Here is a 23,051-nt window from a genome sequence, read left to right as displayed (position 1 = left end):
AATGAGAGGAAAGAGTGTATTGCGTAACGAATATAACGTAATTTTACCGCATGGAAAAGCTAAATTTAGTATATAAGTGAAATGGAATGAGGGGATTTATTTTTGGTATGAAAAAAATTTTCTTTTTATAACTTGATAAATGAAAAAATATTTTATATACTAATTCATGTAAACGGTTTACTAAATCGTATTTTGCTAGTAATGAAGGGAAGATTCGCATGGAAACAAGGGGGAGAGTAATCGGGATTGATATCGGTACCACAAGTACAAAAACGGTTGTGTTCACAGAAAAAGGAAAAGTCATTGCATCACATGCAATCGATTACCCAATTATTCAACCGAATGTAGGATGGGCTGAGCAAGATCCTGATGTAATATGTGCCGCTGTATACAAAAGTGTAAGCGTTGCCATCGAAAAAGGTAATGTATTACCAGAAGATATTTCTTCAATCGGTATTAGTACAGCTATGCACGCATTAATTGCAGTAGATGAAAATGGTACGCCATTAACGCGTTCTATCATTTGGGCAGATAATCGAAGTACGAAGCAATCAGAAAAATTATTACAACAAATGAATGGGCATGAAATTTATAGACGTACAGGTACACCGATTCATCCGATGTCACCACTTTCTAAATTGTTATGGATGAAAGAAGAGGAACCAGAGTTATATACAAGTGCCTATAAATTCATTTCCATTAAAGAGTATGTGATTTACCAATTATTTTCACGCTACGTAGTTGATTATTCGATTGCTTCTGCTACAGGGTTATTTAATTTAGAAACATTAAACTGGGATGAAGATGTTTTAACTATGTTACATGTGTCATCAGAAAAATTATCAACCCCTGTACCAACTACATATATTTTATCAGGTATGAAGCCAGAGTTAGCACAGAAGATGGGGATAAGTGCAGAAACACCAATTGTCATCGGAGCAAGTGATGGGGTTCTTGCAAATGTAGGAGTTGGTGCGATATCACCGGGTGCGGCTGCAATTACGATTGGAACGAGTGGTGCGGTTCGAACAATCTCATCAAATATAAATACAGATGAGAAAGGGAGAACGTTTTGTTACGCATTAACAGATGAGCACTGGGTAATCGGTGGTCCAACGAATAACGGCGGAATATTACTGAGATGGTTACGTGATGAATTTGGTAGTCCAGAGCAAGAAGTAGCAAGAAAGCTCGGCATTGATCCTTATGATTTATTAATTAAATATGCAGAAAGCGTACCAGCTGGAGCGGATGGGCTATTGTTCTTACCTTTCTTATCTGGAGAACGCGCACCTTACTGGAATGCAAATGCTCGTGGTACATTCTTTGGAATCAATCTTCAACATAAGCGAGAACATTTTATACGTGCAGTGATGGAAGGTGTTTGTATGAGTGTATATTCAGTAGCACTCGCAATCAGGGATTGTACAGGGCCACTTACTGAAATACGAGTTTCAGGAGGGTTTGCAAAATCTGCATTTTGGAGACAAATGTTGTCCGATATGATGGGAAAAGAATTGCTTGTACCTGAAAGTCATGAAGCATCTGCGCTTGGGGCAGCGGCAGTTGCTTTATATGCTGTAGGAAAAATTGATTCTCTTGAAGAGGTAAAGGATTGGATTGATATTGTCCATCACCATGTACCGAATAAAGAAAATACGGCTATATATTTAGAAATGTTTTATATGTATGAACGACTTTACAATCGCTTGAAAGAAGAATTTGATTGTATAGCTGCTTTCCAACGTAAACAATAGGGGGATTGGGAGAAATGGTAGTTGGGATCGTACTAGCGGCAGTTGTCATACTACTTTTACTTATTACGGTAGTAAAATGGCATCCATTTGTCGCATTAATTTTAACAGCAATTGGTGTAGGATTAGCAATGGGAATGCCTTTAATTGGAACTTCACCAAAAGATCCAGGGATTATTGATTCTATTAAACTAGGGCTTGGTAATACATTAGGGTTTTTAGCAATAGTTTTAGCACTAGGAACGATGCTTGGAAAAATGATGGCCGAATCTGGTGGTGCTGAACGTATCGCTAACACATTAATTAATCGTTTTGGGAAGAAACGAGTTCACTGGGCGATGATGTTCGTTGCATTTTTAGTAGGGATTCCGGTATTTTTCCAAGTTGGATTTGTACTATTAATTCCGTTAGTATTTACAATTGCGTTAGAAACTGGGGTATCACTTATTACAATTGGTATTCCGCTAGTAGCAGGACTGTCAGTCGTACACGGACTTGTTCCACCGCATCCAGCGGCAATGGCGGCAGTTGGTATTTTTAAAGCAGATGTAGGGAAGACAATTTTATATGCGTTAATTGTCGGACTTCCAACTGCAATTATTTCAGGTCCACTTTACGGGAAATGGATTGGTGCTCGTATACATAAGGAAGTACCATTAGATATAGCGGAGCAATTTGTTGAAAAAGATAATAAAAAAGAGCTTCCTAGCTTTTGGAATACATTGTTTACAATTTTACTTCCAGTATTTCTTATGCTTGGTGCATCAATAGCAGAAGTTGCATTAAATAAAACGAGTCAACTAGCACAAGTATTACACTTTATTGGAGATCCGATTGTGGCTTTATTAATTGCAACCATTTACTCTTTCTTTAGTCTTGGATATGCAAAAGGTTTCTCAAAAGATAAAGTGTTACAATTTACAAATGATTGCCTTGGACCTATTGCAAACATATTGTTAGTGATTGGTGCAGGCGGCGCATTTAATAAAGTATTATTAGATTCTGGAATTGGAACGACAATTGCAGATATGGCGAAAGAATCACATATTTCACCGATATTATTAGGGTGGGGAATTGCGGCACTAATCCGAATTGCAACTGGATCGGCAACTGTTTCTATGATGACAGCAGCTGGTATTGTTGCGCCGATTGCAGCAAGCACACCAGGTGTAAATGTTGAATTATTAGCACTTGCAACTGGTGCAGGGTCATTAATTTTATCACACGTGAATGATTCAGGATTTTGGATGATTAAAGAGTATTTCGGAATGACTGTGAAAGAAACATTATTAACATGGACTGCAATGGAGACTATATTATCTGTAGTAGCACTTGGGCTAATTTCGATATTAAATATATTTGTATAGAATAGGAGATTGATTAATATGAAACTAGGTTTAATTGGATTAGGAAAAATGGGATTTCCATTAGCTGAACACTTATATGAAGACAAGCATGAAGTAGTTGTATACGATGTAAATAAAGAGCTTGTTGAAAAGGCAGGAAAACTAGGAATTACTGCACGTCATACATTAAAAGAAATGATTGCTGAACTAGAAGCTCCTCGTACAATTTGGGTAATGGTGCCTGCAGGAGAAGTTGTAGAGTCAGTACTAAAAGATGTATATCCATTATTAGATGAAGGTGATATCGTTATTGAAGGCGGAAATTCATTCTATAAAGATACGTTACGCCGTGCTGAAGAAGCAAAAAGCTTCGGATTACATTATGTAGATATCGGTACATCAGGCGGTGTAGAAGGAGCTAGATACGGTGCTTGCTTAATGGTTGGTGGAGAAAAAGAAATTTACGACCAATTAGAACCTTTATTTAAAGATTTAGCAGTAGAAAATGGCTATTCTTATGCTGGCCGTGTTGGTAGTGGTCATTTCTTGAAAATGGTTCATAACGGTATTGAGTACGGCATGATGCAAGCAATCGCTGAAGGATTTGAAGTACTAGATAAGAGTGACTTTGATTTCAATTATGAAGATGTTGCAAAAGTATGGGCTAACGGATCAGTTATCCGTGGTTGGTTAATGGACTTAACTGAAAAAGCATTTGCAGAAGATCCGAAACTAGATGGCATTAAAGGTGTAATGAACTCTTCAGGAGAAGGAAAATGGACTGTTGAAACTGCACTTGAACTTCAAGCTGCAGCACCAGTTATCGCTATGTCATTATTTATGCGCTATCGTTCTCAGGAAGATGATACATTCCATGGAAAAGTAGTTTCAGCATTACGTAATCAGTTCGGTGGACATGAAGTTGTGAAAAAATAAGGATGTTTTTAAAAAGAAACTTGTGTATAAGCGCAAGTTTCTTTTTTATAGTTTAAGAAATTACTAATTTAAAAATACCAATCAATCATCGTTTTTTTGTCACAAATGATAGCTTCAACGTTCATTGAATGAACAATATATTCTATATTTTCTTCTTTAGCTAATAATAAGGTTGTAAAGGAATCGTATATACTCATAAACGCATACTCATTATCTTCGCCAGTAATAATTAACTCATTATTGCTAATGTCCCAAATATCTAATGGAGTAGTATTATTTACCTGTAATAATCCGTTTGTATCAAGAATTGGTTCAGAGAAATATAGATTTTTTGCACCTTTAGAACCGAGGAGTTTAAGTAATTTGTGTAATAAAAATATAGACGTATAATCTTCTGTTGGATAATAAAGATCTTTTTTTAAGTTTGAATGTAGCTTTTCAGCTAAATCCTCTCTTTTATATTCTTCTGAAAGGGCACTAATGGAAGTCAACATGGCCATTGCTAGGTCTGCGTATGAATGTAATCCACTACAAGACATCATTTCCTTCCAAGAAACGGATTTCCCATTATAAATGATTTCTTCAGCGCTAGGATAGATGTGCTCATATGGTCTTTTTCTCACAGACTTTTCCCATCCTAAAGGCATTTGGATAAAAGGATGTAGCAATATAGCTGCAGATTTAAAGTTTCTTGGTAGTTGTTCTAAAATTGGTGATTTGTCATCTAGCCAAATGTAATCCAACAAAATATAACCTCCTCTTAGACTTTGAAATGTACGGATTCCCGTATTATGTTTTTTGTATTGATTGTATCAAATATAAAGCGAAGCATGAAATATGTCCCAACATAAAAGTAAGAATAAATAAAATGAAGTTTTCATAAATAGTAAAAGGGTGCTTATGTCATCAGTATAGCTAAGAAATGTTGTTACATATGAGAAGAGCGTGTTAATAAAATATGAGGTGGTTAAATGGGAAATGAGCAAGTGAAGTCTGTAAAGGAAGAAAAAAAGTTATGTCTTTGTATGATCGTTAAAAATGAGTCTAGAATTATGGAAAGATGTTTAAATGCAACAAAATCAATTGTAGACTTTGTTTCTATTTGTGATACTGGATCGACGGATAATACGCCTGAAATTATTGAAAATTGGTGTAAGGAAAATGAGATACCTGGGACGGTTCATCATGAGCCGTTTAAAAACTTTGGTTATAACAGAAGCTTAGCTGTTTCGTTAGCGCAAAAAACATACCCAGAAGCAGATTATTTATTAATATTAGATGCGGATATGATTTTAGAGGTTGATCCGAATTTCGATAAAACGAGCTTAACGGAAGATCATTATCTTACATTACAATATGATGTTCATATTAAATATTGGCTTACACGTCTTTTAAAAGCTTCTTTACCATGGAAATCTGTCGGTGTTACTCATGAGTATTGGGATATAGATCGTTCAAAAGTTGGAGCGAATTACAATACGAGGGTAGCTCGGTTAGAGACTCTTGTCGTGAATGATCCCGGAGATGGCGGGAGCAAAGCTGATAAATTTGAAAGAGATGAGAGGTTGTTGTTACAGGGAATAAACGACCCAGAAACAACGCCAGATTTGCATATAAGATATTTATTTTATTTAGCTCAGACTTATTTTCATTTAAGTCAATTTGAGAATTCAATTAAATGGTATAAAAAACGTGTGGAAGCAGGAGGATGGGTTGAAGAGGTATTCTATTCGTTATTGCGAATAGGATTTTGTTATGAGCAGTTAGCAAATCGTTCAGCAAATAAACAAAATGAAGTGACAGATGCTGATGAAAAAGAAACTGTTAAAGGGCAAGAAGAGCAATATTTAGCGTTAGCTGTTTTTTATTTTCAAAAAGCTTGGGAATATAGACCAACCCGGGCTGAACCATTATACCAACTTGCAAGGTTGTATCGATTACGATCTCAAAACAATATTGCTTTGATGTATGCTCTGCAAGGGAAGGAAATTCCTTTTCCAAAGGATGATCTACTATTTGTAGATTATCATGTGTATGATTACTTATTTGACTATGAAATTTCTATTAGTGCTTTCTATATACCTCATAAAAAGCATTTAGGGGCGGTGTCGCAAAAGTATTTGGAATCGATAAAAGAAAAGATTCCATTTCATATAGCAAATATAGTAGAGAATAATGCGAAATTTTATTAAATACATTTTCGATTAAAGGAGTAGTGGAGTAATCATGGAATTAATACGATGGGCGATTGAACTAGGAGAATCGGTGCATGGAAATACGTATGAAGAATTGATGCCACTACTAGACTATTATTATGATCGTGATCATTTAAAAGCGTATTGTATCGCAAATCTTCTTTTAAACATGGATGTATTAGATGAGGACCGGGAAAGAGTCGAATTAAGAAGATGCATCGCTGCTTATTATGCTGGATTATATAAAGTAGCAAGAAAACATGCAAATGAGTTGGTACTTAAACATCCGGATGTAGATCTATATAAAAATAATTTAAGATTAATGGAAGTTTATTTGAATAAAGAATATGATTATTGTCTTTTTATATGCCCAAAGACATACGGTAGTTTCATAGATGTTGCGCGAGCTTTAAAGTGGAGGTTGGAGCAGGAGGGAAATACAGTAATTATATCAGAAACAATACTGGAAAATGTAAAGAATACAGTTGTTTTTGGAGCACATACATATGCATATAACCCGAACCTTCTTCCGAAAGATGCAATTGTTTATAATTTAGAACAGCTATACGAAGGAAGTCCATATGCGCACCCCCTTTATTTAATATTATTAAAAGATAGAGTGATTTGGGATTATAGTAAACAAAATATAGAATGGCTTAAACAAAAAGGGGTAGGAAAAGAAATAAAACATGTAGAAATGAACTATGCTCCAACTTTGGAAATAAAAAAAGATGCGTTTGAAGATGAAATTATTGAAGATATTGATATTCTGTTTATAGGTGCTCTTAATCCGAGGCGACAAGCTATTTTTGATCATCTAAAAGCGATTGCCCCGAATTTAAATATAGTTTTTAAAAATAATGCGTGGGGAATTGTTAGAAATGAATTGATTGCTAGAGCTAAAATTATATTAAATATTCATTTTTATTTATCAGGAATTCTTGAAACACCTCGCGTGTCTTATGCAGTCGCAAATAAAAAATTTATTATTTCCGAAAATAGTAATCCAGAAGATGAGGTAGAGTGGCCAGGAATTGTGTTTACTCCGTACGAAAAAATAATTGAAAACGTAATGAAATATATAGAATTACCAGAAGAACGGAAAAGATTAGCGGAAAAAGCATATAATCATTTTGAAGCAAATGAAAGTTTAGGTACATTGAGCATGAGAGATGAAACAAAGTAATTGTACAAAACTCATACGAAAGTATGAGTTCTTTTTTGTTTATCATACTATTTTATGAAACAAGTTAACTCTTTATATTGTGTTTTGTATAGAAATTTCTGATAATATATAAGTAGAACTTGAAAACAAAGGGGAGAAATAATCATGAAACTAGTCATTATTAACGGTACACCAAGAAAATTTGGTCGAACTCGTGTGGTGGCAAAATATATTGCGGATCAATTTGAAGGGGAATTATATGATTTAGCAATTGAGGAGTTACCTTTATACAATGGAGAAGAGTCGCAACGTGATTTAGAGGCAGTAAAAAAATTAAAAACGTTAGTGAAAGCTGCGGATGGGGTTGTATTATGTACACCAGAATATCATAATGCGATGAGCGGTGCGCTGAAAAACTCTTTAGATTACTTAAGTAGTAGTGAATTTATTCATAAACCAGTTGCATTGTTAGCGGTTGCTGGTGGCGGTAAAGGTGGAATAAATGCATTAAACAGCATGCGAACGGTCGCTAGAGGTGTTTATGCAAATGCAATTCCAAAACAAGTTGTGCTTGATGGATTACATGTGCAAGATGGTGAACTTGGAGAAGATGCAAAACCATTAATTCATGATGTAGTTAAAGAATTAAAAGCATATATGAGCGTATATAAAGAGGTGAAAAAACAACTAGGAGTGGAATGATATGTCCTCACTTTATCATGATTCTCGCTTGTATTACATTCTAGGAGCCAATAGTCTATCTGCTATTGGTTCCGGAATTGTTATGATAACGATTCCTTGGCTGTTAATTAAAGAGAGTGGAGGAGAGACAACATTTGGTTATGTTTCTATCATTGCAACCCTCATTATGTTTTTATTAACACCATTCATTGGGCAAAGTATTGATCGTTTTTCAAGAAAATCTTTATTGCTATGTAACGAAGGAATCGGAATAGCCGTAATCGGAATAATGGTTATATGGGGATTTGCTGGGCAACCTTATCATTCTATTCACTATATTCTTATTTATATAGCCGGATCATTCTACTATTTATTGTTTTATCCTACAATATTTGCGTTCAACCAAGAGATATTTCAAGCAGAACATTATAAAAGTTTAAGTGGAACGATGGAAATACAAGGACAGTTAACACAAGTTATTTCTGGAGCGGCTGCGAGCTTCTTAATTGAAATTGTATCTTTGAAGTGGATTTTGTTAGTAGACATGTTAACTTTTGCTGGAGCATTTTTTCTTTTCTTATGTATACCGTACGTAAAGAAAAAAGAAGTGAAAAGAAAAATAACATTTAAGAAGCAATTGTTTGAAGGAATTCACTTTATGAAAAAACGTCCTAAGCTCTTTTGGTTCTTACTGGCCACTTATATGCCGTTTATAGGTGTTATGATGGCAAATTATTTAATACCAGTTTATATTTCGGATATACTTAAAGCCAATGCCTCTGTATACGCAATAGAGGGCACGATGTACGGTGTCGGAGCGGTTGTTGCAGGAATCTGTATTCCACTCATAATGAAATATGTAAAAACAGAAGTTTCAATCGTTATGACGATGTTCATTTATGTAATTTCAATTACCGTAATGATTATTGAACCTTCCGTAATTTTCTTATATGGACTTGCAATTTTTCATGCAGTTGGAAATGCGGGTACAAGAGTGGCGAGAAATGTATTGATGATGGAGGAAATTCCAAACGAAGTAATGGGACGTGTAGACAGCTTATTTCGCCTAATTGGTACTGGAATACGAATTGTATTATTAATGCTGTTTACAGCGGGTGTATCTAAAGCCGGAGTAATGCTTCCGTTTTACGTATTAAGCTGCATATTGATCTTCTCATTAGGAATCGCTATTTATTATGTACTATCACAACGTAAAGTAGCGGCGAATGTTTCTAATAAATCAATCGTTTAAAAAACACTTCTGCCGCCCTTTCTTTTTCTGTATAATAAAAAGAAAGGGAGTGCAAACTTATTTATGAACAAATGGATCTTTCTTATCATTTTATTATTACCGCCACTATACATCATTTATATGACGTTTAGAATGAACAAAGTTGCTCGTGAAAAGTTGAGCTATCACTCTCCGTACGTTCTTATACTGGGTGCAAAGTTATTTGGAGATAGACCGTCTTTATCTCTTCAAAATCGTTTGGATGTAGCGGTGGAGTATTTATTTTCCCATCCTGAAGCGAAAGTAATTGTTTCAGGTGGTCAAGGAGAAGATGAAGATATACCGGAAGCTCACAGCATGAGAAACTATTTAATGGTACACGGTATAGATGAGAGTCGTATTTTAATAGAAGATCAATCTACAAATACGTATGAAAACTTAAAGTTTAGTATGGATTTATATAATGTGAAACATGCAGTAGTTGTAAGTAATACGTATCATTTATATCGAACGAAAATAATTGCAAAGCGTTTAGGCATGAAGATGGAGGCACTAGTTGCTGAAACACCAATTCGTTCTAAGAGAAAAATGTATGTTCGCGAATATGCTGCTATTATGAAAACAATATTGTTCGACCGTTAGAGCTCAAATGTGAGCTCTTTTTTAATTTAAAAGCGTATCATTTGAAATGAATGCCATATTCCATCAAAATAAAGGAAACAACATTAAAGGAGTTGTATTTGTGATTCAATTTAATCATGTGTCAAAATCGTATGAAGATGGCACGAAAGCAGTGGATTCATTGCATTTAGAAATTAAAAAGGGAGAATTTTTTGTTCTCATCGGTCCGAGTGGATGCGGGAAAACAACGACAATGAAGATGATTAATCGTTTAATCGAAACGACTGAAGGATCGATTTTAATCGATGGGAAAGATATTCAACAATATAATATAAACGAATTACGTTGGGATATAGGATACGTGTTGCAACAGATTGCTTTGTTTCCTCATATGACAATTGCTGAAAATATTGCAATTGTTCCTGAAATGAGGCAATGGAGCAAAAAAGAAATTAAAGCACGCGTCGATGAATTGTTACATATGGTTGGATTAGATCCGGATATTTATCGAAATCGTATGCCTGATGAATTGTCAGGAGGACAAAAACAACGTGTCGGTGTCGTGCGAGCATTAGCTGCAAACCCGAAAATCGTTCTTATGGATGAACCATTTAGTGCGTTAGATCCATTAAGTAGGGAACAGCTTCAGAAGGATATTGTACAGTTGCAAAAAAAGATTCAAAAAACAATCGTATTTGTAACACATGATATGCAAGAAGCATTATCACTTGGAGATCGCATTTGTATTATGAAAGAAGGAAAAGTTGTTCAACTAGATACACCAGAAGGAATTATACATAATCCGAAAAATGAATTTGTAGAGGAGTTTATTGGAAATCGCGGACGAACTTGGTATCAGGGGAAAAGTATAGCAGATGTATTGCCGCTTGATCAAAGTGTGCAATTAGAAGGGCAGGCGCTATCATTACATTCTTCTTTACAAGAAGCGTTAGTTCGTGTGCGTGATGAGGAGGTCGTTCCAGTTGAAAAAAACGGTCAATATATTGGAGCGTTAACAAGTCGTCATATTGTCAATTACATTGTTGAACAAATGAAGGAAAGAGGCTAAACAGTGACTAATTTTATACAAACGTTCCAAGAACGAAAAATAGAATTACTAACTGCATTAAGTGAGCATTTACAAATATCGCTTATTTCATTATTTTTTGCAGTAATTATAGCGGTGCCACTTGGCATCTTATTAACAAGAAAAGAACGAATGGCTGAATTTATAATAGGAACTTCTGCAGTAATGCAGACAGTGCCATCACTTGCATTACTCGGACTATTAATTCCATTAGTAGGAATCGGAAAACTTCCAGCGATTATCGCATTAGTTGTGTATGCACTATTACCTATTTTACGAAATACATATACAGGAATAAGGGAATTAGATGAATCTCTAATAGAAGCCGCGAAAGCTATGGGGATGAATAGTTGGAGAAGATTGTGGAAGGTAGAACTTCCTCTTGCATTGCCTATCATTATGGCCGGTATTCGTACAGCGATGGTATTAATTGTTGGAACGGCTACATTAGCAGCTCTCATTGGTGCTGGTGGGCTCGGTAAGCTTATACTATTAGGTATAGATCGAAATGATCATGCACTTATCATTTTAGGGGCCGTACCAGCCGCGTTACTCGCTTTATTCTTTGATATAGTACTTCGCATACTTGAACGACCGAAACGCTCTTCTAAGCGTGTTATATTGACGATATGTATTGTTTGTATAATGATTGCTTCTCCATTTCTTTGGAGTACAGAAAAGAAAGATATTGTTATTGCGGGCAAACTTGGATCAGAACCTGAAATTTTAATTCAAATGTATAAGCAGCTTATTGAACAAGATACAGATTTACACGTACAATTAAAACCAGGTCTTGGAAAAACAGCATTTGTATTTGAAGCGTTGAAATCAGGGGAAGTAGATATATATCCAGAATTTTCAGGAACAGCTTTATCTACTTTCGTGAAAGAAGAACCAAAGAGTACAAATCGTGATGAAGTATATGAGCAGGCTCGCATTGGAATGGAAAAGAAATATAATATGATTATGTTGAAGCCAATGGAGTATAACAATACATATGCACTAGCTATGCCGAAAAAAATAGCAGATCAAAAGAATATAAATACAATTTCTGATTTAGGGAATGTTGCACAGGAAGCCAAAGTAGGATTTACATTGGAATTTGCTGATCGTGAAGATGGTTATAAAGGAATGCAAAAATTATATAACTATAAGTTCTCGAATGTTAAAACGATGGAGCCGAAGCTGCGTTATAGCGCAATTGAATCTGGAGATGTTAACGTAATTGATGCATATTCAACAGATAGTGAATTGGAGCAATACGGACTGAAAGTGCTGAAAGATGATAAAGGGTTATTCCCACCTTATCAAGGAGCACCATTATTAAGAAAAGAAACGTTACAGAAATATCCTGAACTTGAAAAGGTATTAAATAAATTATCTGGAAAGATTACAGATGAAGAAATGCGAAAAATGAATTATGAAGTTAACGTAAATGGTAAAAGTAGTGAAGAAGTCGCAAAACAATTTTTACAAAAAGAGAAGTTACTTCGTTAAATTTACAAGAAATATACAAATTTATATGTTTGAAATGACCGTTCATTACAAAATGAGCGGTTTTTTTGTGCATACTTATACATTTTTTCAAAAAAGTATTCCATTTTTGCTTATTTTCTTTTAGAATAAGTAATGTTTTCCTGAAAAAATATAAGAGAAACGTCTATTAGAGAAAAAGGTGACTTTAATAGTTGAACGAACATAACACCTAGAATGACAGATGGGGTGGTACAAATAGAAAAGAAGTTAGGATTTTTTCCATTAATCGCATTAGTAGTTGGAACAATGGTTGGTGGCGGTGTTTTTAGTTTACCGCATGATTTAGCAGTAGGAGCAAACAGTGGTGCAATAATAATTGGCTGGTGTATTACAGCGATGGGAATGATTCCACTTGCGCTCGTATATCAAACGTTAGCAAGACAAAAACCGGAACTTGAAGGTGGAATTTATAGTTATGCACGTGCTGGTTTCGGTGAATATATTGGATTTAATAGTGCTTGGGGATATTGGCTAGCAGGAATCTTAGGTAATGTCGCAACAATTATGTTACTGTTTAGTACATTAGGTTATTTTTTTCCAATTTTCAAAGGAGGAAATAATGTTGCGTCTATCGTTGGGGCATCACTTTTATTATGGACACTTCATTTTTTAATTTTATTTGGAATCCGTGAAGCTTCTATTATGAATGTGATCGCAACAATAGGGAAGTTAGTTCCAATCGTTTTATTTATTGTTGTAATGGTAACAGCCTTTCGCTGGGACACATTTACACATGATTTTTGGGGAGAAGGAACGATCTCACTTTCCGCTATACTTGGTCAAGTGAAAAATACAATGCTTGTAACACTTTGGGTTTTCATTGGAGTTGAAGGAGCGGTTGTATTATCTGGAAGAGCGAAGAATAGTCGAGATGTTGGTAAGGCAACAGTATTGGGACTTATTTTAGTAATGTCCATTTATATTTTAATTTCTGTCCTGTCAATGGGAGCTATGACAAGAGGCGAACTTTCTGTGTTAGAAACTCCGTCCATGGGACATGTATTAGAGCACGTTGTTGGTCCATGGGGTGCAGTTGCGATTAACATCGGATTAGTTGCTTCACTTGTCGGTACATTAATTGGCTGGTTTTTACTTGTTTCTGAAATTTCTCATGTAGCAGGAAAAGATGGCGTATTTCCGAAAGTCTTTACGAAAACAAATAAGAAGCAAACACCGCACATGGCATTATGGATTTCAAATGGTGTTGCCCAAATTATATTTATCATCGTTTTGTTTTCGGAATCAACATATCAAATTATGTATTTCATTGCATCAACATCAATTTTATTACCATATTTATTATCAGCGTTATTCCAATTTAAATTAGTCATTACAAACGAACTAAAAGACGCTAAATTAAAAAACGGAGCGTTAGCTTTAATTGCTTCTATTTACTCTGTATGGCTTCTTTATGCAGCTGGTTTAAAGAATTTACTACTCGTTTCAATTGTGTATGGAATTGGAATTATTGTTTACACGTTTGCAAGAAAAGAACAAGGGAACCGTTGCTTTGTAGGTGCAGAGAAGTATGTGATGTGGGCAATTATTGTTGCGGCTATCACATCAATATATATGTTATTAACTGGAAATATAAAAATGTAAAAAGTCCTTTTCATTTAAAGGGCTTTTTTCTTTGTTTAGAGAATATTTACTACATAAGATATTCAGGAGGGATGAGAATGGAAGAAAAAGAACAGTTGTCTAGAATAATTGATTTAGCTAGTGAGTTAAGGAAAGTATTAGTGCAAGAATCTTTTTTTAATCATCATCCTGAACTAAGAGGAGTCATTGAAAATTTAGCAAGTTCTGTTGAAAATTTGGCGGAATTACAAATAAGTAAAGATGAAAACGCTGAAGATCGATTACGTTACGTACTTGCGAAAATGAAAATTGCTCATAATGCAATTTTACAAGAGAAAAAAGCATTTCCTTCTCATTAATATAAGTTTTTATTTTGAACCTGGCGGATAACGTCAGGTTTTTTATTTCTAGTTTTTCGTTTCTTTCATACACTAAGAATAGTATGAAAAAAGAAGGTGACTAAGGTGAAATTACATAAAGCTCTTCAGCCAAGTTTTATAAAACGAATGTACTATATGAGATTTTTAGGGAAATTTACAAAAGCTGAGAAAGAGAAGAGTGGAGAGAATTTCTTTGTACACTGCTTATCGCCAATACCATTCACTTTACAGGAACAATTTACAAATGAACCATATGTATTTGAAGGGTTATGTAGCAATAAAAAGAATGAAAAAATCTTTTCGGAATTAAAGAAGAGGAAATTAGAAAAGCAATTAGTAATGTTTCGTCTTTATTATGAAAGAGGAAATGTATACGTGGAGTTAATATGTACAGAAGAACCGAAAGAAATAGCAAGCAGCTATAAAATGATTCCGGCACCTAAAGTTACAAATCATAAAAAAAGAGAATCTTTAGAGCGAAAACTTAGCAACGGTTATTTATCATTTCTTATGCCAAAATTTCCGAAAGACTTTGAGCCTCCCGAATTATTGTGGCACGATGGAAGACTGTACGGAAACATATCCCTAAAGTCATCAATTAGCTCAATCGCCTATTTTGAACAGAAACGTGAATGTAAATATATAAACTGCAGTGACTGGACGAAGTATGTAGAAATAGCGGTAGAAGATCAATTATATTTTGTAAGTGATTATGTATATGAGCAATTAAAAAAACGAATGCATGAAGAAGGTAAGCTAGTTGAAGTAGAGGATATAAAAATACAAAAAGATGAATGGGAATGGGATGAGCGTGAATCGTCCTTTTTACAGTATGTACAAAGTATGGTGCATAATAAAGGGTTATATTTGGATGAAACGGATATTTATAATTTCCATATAAGTGTAAAAACAAATATGTTAACGATTCTTGGTGGTATACCGGGCGTTGGGAAATCACGTTTTGTGCAAACTTATGCAGAAGCATTAGGGTTACAGTATGGGGAAGAGTTGGTTTGGATTCCAATTTCGCCATCGTATCAAGAACCACATGATTTACTTGGTTACCTTCATCCAAATGGTACTTTTATTGAATCTGAAGCGAAGTTAGTTAGGACGTTAATGAAGGCGAAAGAAAATCCAAATCAACTGTATATAATCGTTTTTGATGAAATGAACATGTCTCATATTGAGCATTGGTTTACTCCGTTTCTATCTGTTCTTGAACTTGAAACAAAAAATCGTATTTTAAACTTGTATGAGGGTGTACAGGACATAGAGAATTCAATTCCATCAACAATTGAAATTGGAGAAAATATTATATTTGTAGGTACTGTAAATTTTGATGAAACAACGAAAGAGCTCTCTGATCGATTATTAGACCGAACGAACCTAATAACGTTACAGAAAATTCCGTTTTGTGAGATGGGCATGGAACAGGGGAAAGTCGTATTACATCCACCTTTGAAAGTAACGGCGGGAGAATTTCGGATAAATTGGATGAGAAATAAAGCGATGATTGAAGTGTTTTCTGAAGAAGAATTAGAGCTATTAGATAAGTTGCATGTCGTATTGTCATCACATGACGCGTCTAAGGGAATTTCTTTCCGATGTGCAAATGCAATTGCGACTTATTTGCAAAACATACCGTTTCAAAATAACCATACCTATATGATTAGTAGAGAAGAGGGGTTTGATTTACAAATAAAGCAGCGTGTATTGACGAAAATCAGAGGGACCGAAATGATGGTTGGGCCTTTACTTTCTGAAGAAGCAAAAAGGGGGGCGACCTTAGTACCTCTTTTGCAATCTACACTTGCAAACAGAGTATCTACATTTGAACACTCTTTAGCATATATACGAGAAAAACGTAGAGAACTGGAGTTGTATGGATATGCAAAATGAAGGGCGTTATGAAACAAAAATCGTTGATACGAATGAAACGCTCCCTTTTGTATTAAAGTTAATCATTGGAAATGAGGGGAAAGGAGATTATATTTTATTAAATCGTCTTTGTACATCTACTACAGCATTAGTTCAATGTATTTATAAAGTACAAGAATTAAAACCAATAAGATTGCAGTACAATTATGAAATCCCAATGAATATTACTTTTATATGGAATAAAGTATATGAGGGACAGAAAAATATAAAAGAGGCTCAATATGAAATAAATGAAAAAAAACAAAGAGTATTAATATATGAACACGGGAAAACAGAATTCTTTTATCCATGGCGCTGTGGTCTATACCATTTTGAAGTGCGTATAGAAGATACAACGTATTATGGCGCATTTCAAATCGTACCGAAAAACTTTTTTGATGATCAATTTGAAATGATTCAAGACTATGTGAAGTCAATTTTAAATGAGTTGATTTTGGATAGAGGTTACTATAAAAAAACCTTCTCTGCACTTAGCGATATTGAGGATTCTTCTTATTTAGTGTTACTTAGAAAGTTACCGCAAAAAATGAAAATGATAAAGCAAATCTTTAAGAAAATAGAATCAAGCTCAAAATTTATAAATGAATATAAATGGGAAGGAAAAGAGCGAAAGCCAACAAGAAAAGGAACTATAGTGGCAGAACGAAAACCTTATGCCAAACATTATAATCGTAAGTTTATGGAACAAAAAAATAGTAAGGAAAATGCATTTCTTAAATATAAAGCGATGCAATTTTATCATTATTTAATTGAAGCTAAAAGTTTTTTACGTCAAACAATTGAAATATTAGAAAGAGAAAAAAAGAAAAAATCAGAAGAGTTTCAAGCTGTAAAAACGATTATACAAACAATTGAGCGTAATGGATCAGTAACCGATAGAGAGAAGCAAAAATATAAAAATATACATTTACTAAAAGAAGCCGATTTACGAAAGAGCTCAATGAAAATACAAGAATATAAAATATTGGCGCATATTGTGCATGAAAATGTACAATACTTTCAAATGTTAATGCACTCTTCATTTTGGAGGGAAGTTACTGAAACAAGTAACATGAACTTACATGATTTACCGATACCACATCAACAATTACTACATCATTTAGAAGTACTCCCGCAATATACGGATCAATCTCCATCATTATTATTTGTTTATAAGCCAACGTTTTTAGTGTATGAATATTACGCTTTTTTTATCGTTATTTCACTTTTAGAGCAAATTGGTTTTGAGGCTAGAAACTCCATCCGTGAACAAATACAAGAACATTTTTATGTAGATGGATTACAAGATGGAACGACAGTAGTTTTAGAACGAGATGATATAAAGGTGCATGTCGCATTTAATGACTTAATTGAAACACATCCTCTTATTGCATTAAGTAAAGGTAGTAATTTTTACAATGGTGAGGATACGAAGAAGCCAGATATTCGCTTAGACTGTTATGTAAAAGAAGATGGGAAATACGTATATAAATCTTCTATTATTATTGAAGTGAAGTATAGTCCAATGTACAATATTTTTCAGCACGTCGGAAATACGAAAGCAACTGAGCAAATGTATAAGTACTGGTCTATAAAGTATGTAGAAGAACAGGATGGAAAGCGAGTCTATTATCGAAGGTCAATTTATGAAGTCATTTGTGTATATCCAGGAAGCCATATGCATAGTAAAAAAATTGAGTCTGGATGCGGTGTTTTCTTGCAGTTATATCCATATAAGACGAAACAAGGGGAAGAGAAATTAGCTGGAAAACATGGGATGGTACAAATTTTTGAAAAATGGCTAAAAAGCATTAAGAAGTAAAAGAAATCCTTTTTCATAAAGGATTTCTTTAGATTAAGAAGAATTATATGCTGTATGGAAAGAAACGTAGTGTAATTTAGATTTGAAAAGTGCTACAAATGTGTTATTAAAAGGAATGTGAGCGCGGGATAAAAGTCGATTAAATTGGAATCTAATTCATTTTGCAGAATATAATAAGTCATAAATATTTTTAGTTGCATACGAAGATTTGTTCTTATATGATAGATAGTGAAAGCGTTATCAAAAAAACAGAGCGGCGATGGGAAAGGCGGTTAAATATGTTCCAGCGTGTTCAAACAAAGGAAGAACATTTTGGGTTCGAGCAACTATGGGGAGATTTTTGTGAAGAAAGAAACTTAATGTTCGTAGAACGTAATTTAAATCCATCACGATTTTTATTAATAGAAGATGAACATCCTATTGGTACAGTAGAATGTATTAAGTATACGGTACCTGAACAATCGAATTCTGAGTTTTTCTATCCGTTTTCTAAAAATGATTTAGTAAAAGATTTGAAGAATGTATATGAAATAGGCAAGTTAAGTATTTCGAAAACGTCTCGTGGAAGAGGACATTTCAAAAGGCTAACAGCTATTTTATTTATACATGCGTTAGAAACAAAAGCTGAATGGTACATTGCAGCAGTAACAAAAAGAATGTATATGTATTTACTTACACTTGGTTTTCCAATTGAACCAATAGATAATCCTTTTCAGTTTCATGATACTTTACAAGGTGTACCAGTAAGAATTCATGCTCGAAAAGGGGTTACGCATTTGTATTCTTTAAAAGAATTTCGTGATGTGATTCAAGGGAATGCTCATGCACAGGCATTAATTACAGAATACAGTAAAAATATTATGTTAACGAAATAAAGCGAAGTGAATATGTATAATAAAGAGAATAATATTTGTATAGGATATAACTCTTCATTAAAAAAGACCCTTATTATTTTAATAAGGGTCTAAAAATTATAATCCAAATATACTAAAAATCATTTTGCGGCGCTTCGGTTTCTTTTCTCGTTCATATGTTGGTTTTGAATCCGGAGTAATATAAATGGGTTCTTCTTTCGTTAGGGCAGCTTCTAACTTTTGAATTCGCTCTAACATTTCCTCCATTTCACGACGGTGTTGTAAAAGTTGGTACGTGACGACATCATTTGCCTTATCTTGCATTTGTTCTTCCATTCGATCAAGTCTTCTCGTAATAGTGTTTAATTGATTAGCTAATTGCTCAAAATCATTCGATGATATGTTTTGAACAATTGTATTAACTTGAGTTTTTAATTCCTCAACTTCATTTGAGGAAGCCTTTTGAGTAGATTGAGAATTTTGAGATTGCTCTATTTGAAATCGATGGTGTTCTAACATTTGATCGACATCCTCTTGTGTGAAAATAAAGTGGCCATATTTGTTTTTCTCTATCGTAAGATTTAATTGTTGCGCGATCCGGACAACAGCCTTTGGGCTAACACCTAATTTCTTTGCGATAAATGGTGTTTTATATTCCAAAATAATCCCTCCTATATATATCCTGTTGAATGATTTCGAGCTATGAAGTAAGTTCCCTTCTAGTGCGACAAAAGAAGTGTGGAATCGGCAAAGAAAGTGTTTTTTCACGAAATTGAGTTGAGGAGAATAGTTCTTTTAAATAAAAATGTCTTATCGTAACATTTAGAATAATTTGACGAGTGTAAATGAATTAGATTATCATAATGATAAATATCTTTTTTATGTATGCATATAATATATAAAAAGGTGGTTGCTAATGTAGAATTTTGTTAGAGTATTAGAATGCTTACTTCACTTGAATAAAATTAAGTAGGAGGTGGCTTCCTTGCTTACAAAGTAAGTAAGGAAAAGTATTTGGACATATATAGTATAAGTATAGTGATTGTTTTAATTGCCTTAACGGCATTTTTCGTTGCAGCAGAATTTGCAATTGTTAAAGTGAGAAGTTCACGAATTGACTATTTAATTGCAGAAGGAAATAATCGTGCAACATCGGTCAAAACAGTCATTACAAACTTAGACGAATATTTATCTGCTTGTCAGTTAGGAATTACAGTTACAGCTTTAGGAATTGGGTGGTTTGGTAAACCTGCGTTAAAGCAAATGTTTGATACGCTTTTTGCAAATTGGAATATCTCTACTCAACTAGCAGACATTTTTGCTGTAACTTTAGTATTTTTGTTAATTACTTTTTTACATGTTGTAATAGGGGAATTGGCCCCAAAAACATTTGCAATTCAAAAATCTGAACAAGTGAGTTTGCTTGTTTCTAAGCCGTTAATTTTCTTTTATCGTATTGCATTCCCATTCATTTGGCTATTAAATGGTTCAGCTCGAATCATTACGAAGCTGCTAGGGCTGAAACCGCCGAAGGGGCATGATGAGGTTCATTCAGAAGAAGAATTACGGTTGTTAGTTTCAGAAAGTTATAAAAATGGTGAGATTAATCAATCTGAATATAAATATGTAAATAAAATTTTTGAATTTGATGATCGGATTGCAAAAGAAATAATGGTACCTCGAACTGAAATGAATATTATAAGTAAAGAAATGCCTGCTGAAGAAGCTTTGCAAAAAATGTCTCGCGAAAAATATACAAGGTATCCAGTTGTCGATGGCGACAAAGACCACGTAATAGGTTTTGTGAATTTTAAAGATATTTTTACTGAGTTTGTACAACATAAAGCTGTTAATAAGAAGACAGTAGAGCAATATGTGAGACCAATTATTTTAGTTATCGATTCTATTCCAATTCATGATTTGTTTTTAAAAATGCAAAAAGAAAGAACACATATTGCTATATTGATAGATGAATATGGTGGGACATCTGGACTTGTTACTGTTGAAGATATTTTGGAAGAAATTGTTGGAGATATTCAGGATGAGTTTGATACGGATGAGCAGCCAGAAATTCAAAAGGTTAGTGAAACGAAGACGATACTAGAGGGAAAAGTACTTGTTAGTGAAGTGAATACGTTATTTGGTTTAGGGATTGATGATGATGGTGTTGATACAATCGGTGGTTGGATTTTAACGAAGAATATAGAGATTGCTGAAGAGGATTCCATTGAAATTGAAAATTATAAGTTTTGTGTGAAAGAATTAGATGGACATTATATAAAAAGATTAGAAGTTACAAAGATAGTAGAATCGATTGTTATTTTAGAAGATGAAAAACAAATTTCGTTACAAGAGCAAATTAGCTCGTAAACTCTGCTATATAGCAGAGTTTTTTTGAGCATAATGTTTTTTGAGGGATAGGGGCTATGATACAATGACATAAGTTGAACCTTTCACTAGGTGAAGTATTGTTGTATACATATATTTGGAAGGAGAAGAAGTATGAAAAAGCATTTATATATAAACGGAAGTTGGAAATCTGTAAACACGTATAAACCATTATACGCACCATATTCTGAAGAAACATTAGCGGAAATTGCACAAGGAACGGAAGAAGATGTAAAAGAGGCTGTTACTGCTGCAAAAAATGCAATGATAAAAATGAATAAATTATCTGCATATGATCGTGCGACTATTTTAGAGAAAGTTGCACAAAAAATGGATGAAAGAAGAGAAGAATTTGCAGAGATTATTGCAAAAGAAGCTGCAAAACCAATACGTGCTGCAAGGGGAGAAGTAGATCGTACTGTTCAAACGTACAAATTTGCAGCTGAAGAAGCGAAGCGTATATATGGTGAGACATTGCCATTAGACGCCGCACCTGGTGCAGATGGGCGTATTGCATATACAATCCGAAAGCCGATTGGGGTTATAGGGGCTATTACACCATTTAATTTCCCATTAAATTTAGTAGCGCATAAAGTTGGACCAGCAATCGCTGCCGGAAATACAGTTGTATTAAAGCCAGCTGATCAAACGCCATTATCATCTTATGCATTAGTTGAGTTATTTGAAGAGGCAGGATTGCCAAATGGAGCTTTAAATATCATTTCTGGCCCTGGCCCCACGGTTGGTGAGGCAATCGTCAAAAATGATTACGTTGCTTCTATTACTTTTACCGGAAGTCCAAAAGTTGGAATCGGAATAAAACAAAAGGCTGGGCTAAAACGAGTTACGTTAGAACTAGGCTCAAATGCTGCTGTTATTATTGATGAAGATGTAGAGTTAACAGATGAAATAATTGAACGTGTAAAATGGGGAGCATTTGTTAATAATGGGCAAGTTTGTATTTCAGTACAACGTGTTTTTGTACATGAAACGAAAATACATGAATTTCTCTCAAAGCTAAAGAAAGCGATGGAATCAGTTGTTGTTGGTGATCCATTGCTTGAGGAAACGGATGTATCAGCTTTAATTTCAGAAAAAGATGTAGAGCGAATTGATATGTGGGTTCAAGAAGCAATTAAGGAAGGAGCAACTGTTTTATGTGGTGGTAAGAAGCAGGATGCAAGAATTTTTGAACCGACTGTATTAACAAATGTTCCAGATCATGTATCTGTGCAGTGCCAAGAAGTATTCGGTCCACTCATGACAGTAAATACATTTAAAGAATTTGATGAAGCGATTGAGCAAGTAAATAATTCGCGTTACGGCTTACAGGCAGGAGTATTTACAAATAATTTATTTAAAGCAATGCGTGCAATTGATGAGCTAGAGGTTGGTGGTGTCATGATTAATGATATTCCAACGTTCAGAGTAGATCATATGCCTTATGGTGGTGTGAAAGAAAGTGGCACGGGACGCGAAGGAATTAAATATGCAATAGAAGAAATGACAGAAATGAAATTAGTATGTATTAAAAAATAAAGTGGAAAAACTTAA

Annotated in this window: 19 protein-coding genes; 17 read left to right on the top strand and 2 right to left on the bottom strand. The window is 34.3% G+C overall.

The window, feature by feature from the left end; genetic code table 11:
• Positions 1–218 precede the first annotated feature (218 nt).
• The 3 genes from gntK to gnd are packed head-to-tail and all read left to right on the top strand — an operon-like array spanning position 219 to position 4,036.
• Positions 219–1,757 carry a gluconokinase gene (gntK, locus tag DN401_RS12925; RefSeq protein WP_000450008.1) on the top strand — a complete coding sequence of 513 codons (1,539 nt, stop codon included), beginning with the start codon at positions 219–221 and terminating at the stop codon, positions 1,755–1,757.
• A gap of 14 nt (positions 1,758–1,771) precedes the next feature.
• Positions 1,772–3,121, top strand: a complete 1,350-nt coding sequence (locus tag DN401_RS12920) for a GntP family permease (RefSeq protein WP_000260208.1) — start codon at positions 1,772–1,774, stop codon at positions 3,119–3,121.
• Positions 3,122–3,139: 18 nt separating this feature from the next.
• A complete protein-coding gene (gnd, locus tag DN401_RS12915) occupies positions 3,140–4,036 on the top strand; it encodes a phosphogluconate dehydrogenase (NAD(+)-dependent, decarboxylating) (RefSeq protein WP_000765995.1) in 897 nt (298 codons plus the stop codon).
• A gap of 68 nt (positions 4,037–4,104) precedes the next feature.
• On the opposite strand, the gene DN401_RS12910 is transcribed toward gnd, so the two are convergent.
• Complete coding sequence (locus DN401_RS12910) at positions 4,105–4,782, bottom strand: DUF2711 domain-containing protein (RefSeq protein WP_000888154.1); 678 nt, start codon at positions 4,780–4,782, stop codon at positions 4,105–4,107.
• 225 nt (positions 4,783–5,007) lie between these two features.
• Between DN401_RS12910 and DN401_RS12905 the strand changes: the two genes are divergently transcribed.
• The 12 genes from DN401_RS12905 (at position 5,008) to DN401_RS12855 (ending at position 19,130) form a co-directional block, all read left to right on the top strand.
• The gene (locus DN401_RS12905) at positions 5,008–6,228 is read left to right on the top strand and encodes a glycosyltransferase (protein WP_000526219.1); all 1,221 of its coding nucleotides are present in this window, start codon (positions 5,008–5,010) and stop codon (positions 6,226–6,228) included.
• Between the two features lie 34 nt (positions 6,229–6,262).
• Complete coding sequence (locus DN401_RS12900) at positions 6,263–7,417, top strand: CgeB family protein (RefSeq protein WP_149287726.1); 1,155 nt, start codon at positions 6,263–6,265, stop codon at positions 7,415–7,417.
• A 144-nt stretch (positions 7,418–7,561) separates the two neighbouring features.
• Positions 7,562–8,098 (top strand): NADPH-dependent FMN reductase, encoded by a 537-nt coding sequence (locus DN401_RS12895; RefSeq protein WP_000779906.1) that lies wholly within the window; start codon positions 7,562–7,564, stop codon positions 8,096–8,098.
• 1 nt (position 8,099) lies between these two features.
• The gene (locus DN401_RS12890) at positions 8,100–9,329 is read left to right on the top strand and encodes an MFS transporter (RefSeq protein WP_000097169.1); all 1,230 of its coding nucleotides are present in this window, start codon (positions 8,100–8,102) and stop codon (positions 9,327–9,329) included.
• Between the two features lie 63 nt (positions 9,330–9,392).
• Positions 9,393–9,950: a YdcF family protein gene (locus DN401_RS29820; protein WP_001045716.1), complete on the top strand. Its 558-nt coding sequence runs from the start codon at positions 9,393–9,395 to the stop codon at positions 9,948–9,950.
• 100 nt (positions 9,951–10,050) lie between these two features.
• On the top strand, positions 10,051–10,998 hold the full coding sequence (locus DN401_RS12885; protein WP_000614069.1) for an ABC transporter ATP-binding protein: 948 nt from the start codon (positions 10,051–10,053) through the stop codon (positions 10,996–10,998).
• Positions 10,999–11,001: 3 nt separating this feature from the next.
• Positions 11,002–12,513 carry an ABC transporter permease/substrate-binding protein gene (locus DN401_RS12880; RefSeq protein WP_000181014.1) on the top strand — a complete coding sequence of 504 codons (1,512 nt, stop codon included), beginning with the start codon at positions 11,002–11,004 and terminating at the stop codon, positions 12,511–12,513.
• A gap of 213 nt (positions 12,514–12,726) precedes the next feature.
• Positions 12,727–14,154, top strand: coding sequence for a basic amino acid/polyamine antiporter (locus DN401_RS12875; protein ID WP_000129444.1), 1,428 nt, complete (start codon positions 12,727–12,729; stop codon positions 14,152–14,154).
• Positions 14,155–14,231: 77 nt separating this feature from the next.
• Positions 14,232–14,492 (top strand): hypothetical protein, encoded by a 261-nt coding sequence (locus DN401_RS12870; RefSeq protein WP_000391445.1) that lies wholly within the window; start codon positions 14,232–14,234, stop codon positions 14,490–14,492.
• A gap of 105 nt (positions 14,493–14,597) precedes the next feature.
• The gene (locus DN401_RS12865; RefSeq protein WP_000766187.1) at positions 14,598–16,415 is read left to right on the top strand and encodes an AAA family ATPase; all 1,818 of its coding nucleotides are present in this window, start codon (positions 14,598–14,600) and stop codon (positions 16,413–16,415) included.
• Complete coding sequence (locus DN401_RS12860) at positions 16,405–18,255, top strand: hypothetical protein (protein ID WP_001178729.1); 1,851 nt, start codon at positions 16,405–16,407, stop codon at positions 18,253–18,255. Before DN401_RS12865 ends, DN401_RS12860 begins: the two co-directional genes overlap by 11 nt.
• A 278-nt stretch (positions 18,256–18,533) precedes the next feature.
• Entirely contained in the window at positions 18,534–19,130 is a 597-nt protein-coding gene (locus DN401_RS12855) for a hypothetical protein (protein ID WP_000487796.1), read from the top strand.
• 96 nt (positions 19,131–19,226) lie between these two features.
• Here the strand turns inward: DN401_RS12855 and racA are convergent, their stop codons facing one another.
• Positions 19,227–19,769 carry a chromosome-anchoring protein RacA gene (racA, locus tag DN401_RS12850; protein ID WP_000456023.1) on the bottom strand — a complete coding sequence of 181 codons (543 nt, stop codon included), beginning with the start codon at positions 19,767–19,769 and terminating at the stop codon, positions 19,227–19,229.
• 354 nt (positions 19,770–20,123) lie between these two features.
• Here racA and DN401_RS12845 point away from each other — a divergent pair, with 354 nt between their 5' ends.
• A complete protein-coding gene (locus DN401_RS12845; RefSeq protein ID WP_000356254.1) occupies positions 20,124–21,479 on the top strand; it encodes a hemolysin family protein in 1,356 nt (451 codons plus the stop codon).
• A 132-nt stretch (positions 21,480–21,611) separates the two neighbouring features.
• Positions 21,612–23,036 carry an aldehyde dehydrogenase family protein gene (locus DN401_RS12840; RefSeq protein WP_000716484.1) on the top strand — a complete coding sequence of 475 codons (1,425 nt, stop codon included), beginning with the start codon at positions 21,612–21,614 and terminating at the stop codon, positions 23,034–23,036.
• Positions 23,037–23,051: the final 15 nt, after the last annotated feature.

It is taken from the genome of Bacillus sp. BF2-3, from assembly GCF_008368795.1.
Lineage (GTDB): Bacteria > Bacillota > Bacilli > Bacillales > Bacillaceae_G > Bacillus_A > Bacillus_A cereus.
The sequence above is the reverse complement of the archived record's forward strand: the minus strand, read 5'-3'. Positions and strand labels throughout refer to the sequence as shown.

Coding starts and splice junctions, on each gene's coding strand:
- DN401_RS12860 (WP_001178729.1), top strand. CDS start 16,405: ATGCAAAATGAAGGGCGTTATGAAACAAAAATCGTTGATACGAATGAA.
- DN401_RS12895 (WP_000779906.1), top strand. CDS start 7,562: ATGAAACTAGTCATTATTAACGGTACACCAAGAAAATTTGGTCGAACT.
- DN401_RS12840 (WP_000716484.1), top strand. CDS start 21,612: ATGAAAAAGCATTTATATATAAACGGAAGTTGGAAATCTGTAAACACG.
- DN401_RS12870 (WP_000391445.1), top strand. CDS start 14,232: ATGGAAGAAAAAGAACAGTTGTCTAGAATAATTGATTTAGCTAGTGAG.
- DN401_RS12875 (WP_000129444.1), top strand. CDS start 12,727: ATGACAGATGGGGTGGTACAAATAGAAAAGAAGTTAGGATTTTTTCCA.
- DN401_RS12920 (WP_000260208.1), top strand. CDS start 1,772: ATGGTAGTTGGGATCGTACTAGCGGCAGTTGTCATACTACTTTTACTT.
- DN401_RS12890 (WP_000097169.1), top strand. CDS start 8,100: ATGTCCTCACTTTATCATGATTCTCGCTTGTATTACATTCTAGGAGCC.
- DN401_RS29820 (WP_001045716.1), top strand. CDS start 9,393: ATGAACAAATGGATCTTTCTTATCATTTTATTATTACCGCCACTATAC.
- DN401_RS12900 (WP_149287726.1), top strand. CDS start 6,263: ATGGAATTAATACGATGGGCGATTGAACTAGGAGAATCGGTGCATGGA.
- gnd (WP_000765995.1), top strand. CDS start 3,140: ATGAAACTAGGTTTAATTGGATTAGGAAAAATGGGATTTCCATTAGCT.
- DN401_RS12855 (WP_000487796.1), top strand. CDS start 18,534: ATGTTCCAGCGTGTTCAAACAAAGGAAGAACATTTTGGGTTCGAGCAA.
- gntK (WP_000450008.1), top strand. CDS start 219: ATGGAAACAAGGGGGAGAGTAATCGGGATTGATATCGGTACCACAAGT.
- DN401_RS12905 (WP_000526219.1), top strand. CDS start 5,008: ATGGGAAATGAGCAAGTGAAGTCTGTAAAGGAAGAAAAAAAGTTATGT.